The organism is Nocardia donostiensis, from assembly GCF_002081715.1.
Lineage (GTDB): Bacteria > Actinomycetota > Actinomycetes > Mycobacteriales > Mycobacteriaceae > Nocardia > Nocardia donostiensis.
In genome coordinates, this window is sequence record NZ_MUKP01000114.1 from 1 (window position 1) to 2,131 (window position 2,131).

General features: G+C 69.1%; 2 protein-coding genes. Both read left to right on the plus strand.

The window, feature by feature from the left end; genetic code table 11:
- Positions 1-944: Rv0497 family membrane protein (locus tag B0T44_RS27440; RefSeq protein ID WP_217808781.1), on the plus strand; the 944-nt coding region annotated here is incomplete at its 5' end.
- Positions 945-990: 46 nt separating this feature from the next.
- On the plus strand, positions 991-1,914 hold the full coding sequence (locus B0T44_RS26150; protein WP_245839243.1) for a sugar phosphate isomerase/epimerase family protein: 924 nt from the start codon (positions 991-993) through the stop codon (positions 1,912-1,914).
- Positions 1,915-2,131 lie beyond the last annotated feature (217 nt).

Sequence of the window (2,131 nt, forward strand, 5' to 3'; positions counted from 1 at the left end):
CTGCCCCGGCCTCGGAAGGGCCCGCCACTACTCGCGTGCCGTCCATCGACGGGTTCGCACCGCAGTCGCCGATACCGGCGGAGCCGATCGGCCCGCCCCAGCCGGGGCCGGCGGGTTTCGGCTCCCCCGACACCCCCCGGACAGGGCAGGCCGGAACGGGCTGGGCGCCCGGCGGTCCGGAGGCCGACCCGAGGCCGGAGCTGCCCCGACGCAACCGGACCACCGGTGAGAACGGGCTGCCCGCTTGGTCGGCGCGCAGGCATCGCCCCGGCGCCCCCGAACCCGTCCCGGACGCCGATTCGGCTCCCACCGCGGCCTGGTCGCTGGCCGGGCAGGATCAGCAGTTGCTGTCCGGGCAGACGGTCGCCGGTGACCTGCTGCGTGAGAAGGCAGGCCGGGCCGAGGACAACCCCGACCTGTATGCCACCGACGTGTACGTGCCGGTGCCCGGCGAACCGCTGCTCGACGATACCGATACGGGTATCGGCGTCGATGAAGCCGACGACGATTTCGATACCGACCTCGACGACCTCGATGAACTCGACGAAGACGACGAGCTCGACGAGGACCGCTCCGATAACGTCTTCGCTCGCACGGTCTCGTCCTGGAACGAGAAAATCGCTGCGGGCCGGGCGAAAATCGCAGCACGCACTGCCGAGTCGGGGGCGAGCGGTGTCGACGCCAACCGCAAACAGTGGATGGTGCTCGGCGGCCAGAGCGTGGGCGCCGCCGTCACCGGGATGCTGCTGTTCAAGGGTTTCGAGCGGATGTGGGAGATGCTGCCGTGGGTGGCGCTCGCGCTGGCCATGGTGGTGGTGCTCGGGTTGGTGGCATTGGTCCGGGTGTTGCGCCGCACCGACGATATTCTCAGCACGGTGATCGCGGTCGTCGTCGGGATCTTCGTCACCCTGAGCCCGCTGGCCTTCCTGCTCAGCACCGGCTGAACGGACCGCGATGATGCCGGGCAACAGCGGACAGGGGGAGGCCGACATGAGCGAGAAGACGACTGTGAGCGGGAAGACGATGGGATCGTCCGGCGTGATCCAGGTCGGGTTGTCGACAGCGTCGGTGTACCCGCAGAACACCGAGGCAGCCTTCCGATACGCGGCCGATATCGGCTACGACGGCATCGAGTTGATGGTCTGGGCCGAACCGGCCAGTCAGAGCATCGCGACCGTGCGGGGCTTCATCCGCAAATACTCGGTCCCGGTACTGGCGGTACACGCACCGTGCCTGCTCATCTCGCAGCGGGTATGGGGCGCGGACCCGGCCGCCAAACTCGAACGCAGCGTCCACACCGCCGAAGCGCTCGGCGCCGACACCGTGGTGGTGCATCCGCCGTTCCGCTGGCAGCGCCGCTACGCCGAAGGTTTCGCCGAGCAGGTCGCCCGGCTGGAAGAGGACAGCTCCATCGTGGTCGCGGTGGAAAACATGTTCCCGATGCGTGCCGACACTTTGTTCAGCCGCCGCGGCGGCGCGGTGCGGCGGCTGGAGCGGCGCGGCGGGCCCGGGCTTGCTGTGACGGCGTTCAGCCCCTCCTACGATCCGACCGATACCGGCTTCCGGCACTACACCCTCGATCTGTCGCATACCGCAACCGCGGGCGCCGACCCGCTGGCACTGGCTGCCCGCATGGGGCAAGGACTGGCCCATCTGCATCTGGCCGACGGCCGCGGCGCCGCCCACGACGAGCATCTGGTGCCCGGCGAAGGCACCCAGCCCTGCGCCCAGGTTTGCGCGGCCCTGGTCCGCGACGGTTTCGCCGGTCATGCGGTCGCCGAGATCAACACCCAGAACGCCCGCACCGCAACCGCCCGCACGGCCATGCTGGCCCGTACGCTCGCCTTCGCTCGAACCCATTTGAACCGGGCACACCACCGCGTCCCCGACTCGGACCGGGCCGAGTCCCGCTGAAGTATCTGCCCTGTTCGGGATGGGGCACCGGTAGCACGACGCATGGAATATACGCTGTACGAACACCGCTGTGGCGGCAGCCGGGAATGCTTGATGGATCAGGAGTGACGATGACTACGGGGACTACGGGGTTGAGCGCCGAAAGCGAGGCGGTAGCGGTCGACGCACCGTTCAGCCGGGTCTGCGAGATGCGTGAACTCGGCACCGGCGGGCCGGA

Coding starts and splice junctions, on each gene's coding strand:
- B0T44_RS26150 (WP_245839243.1), top strand. CDS start 991: ATGAGCGAGAAGACGACTGTGAGCGGGAAGACGATGGGATCGTCCGGC.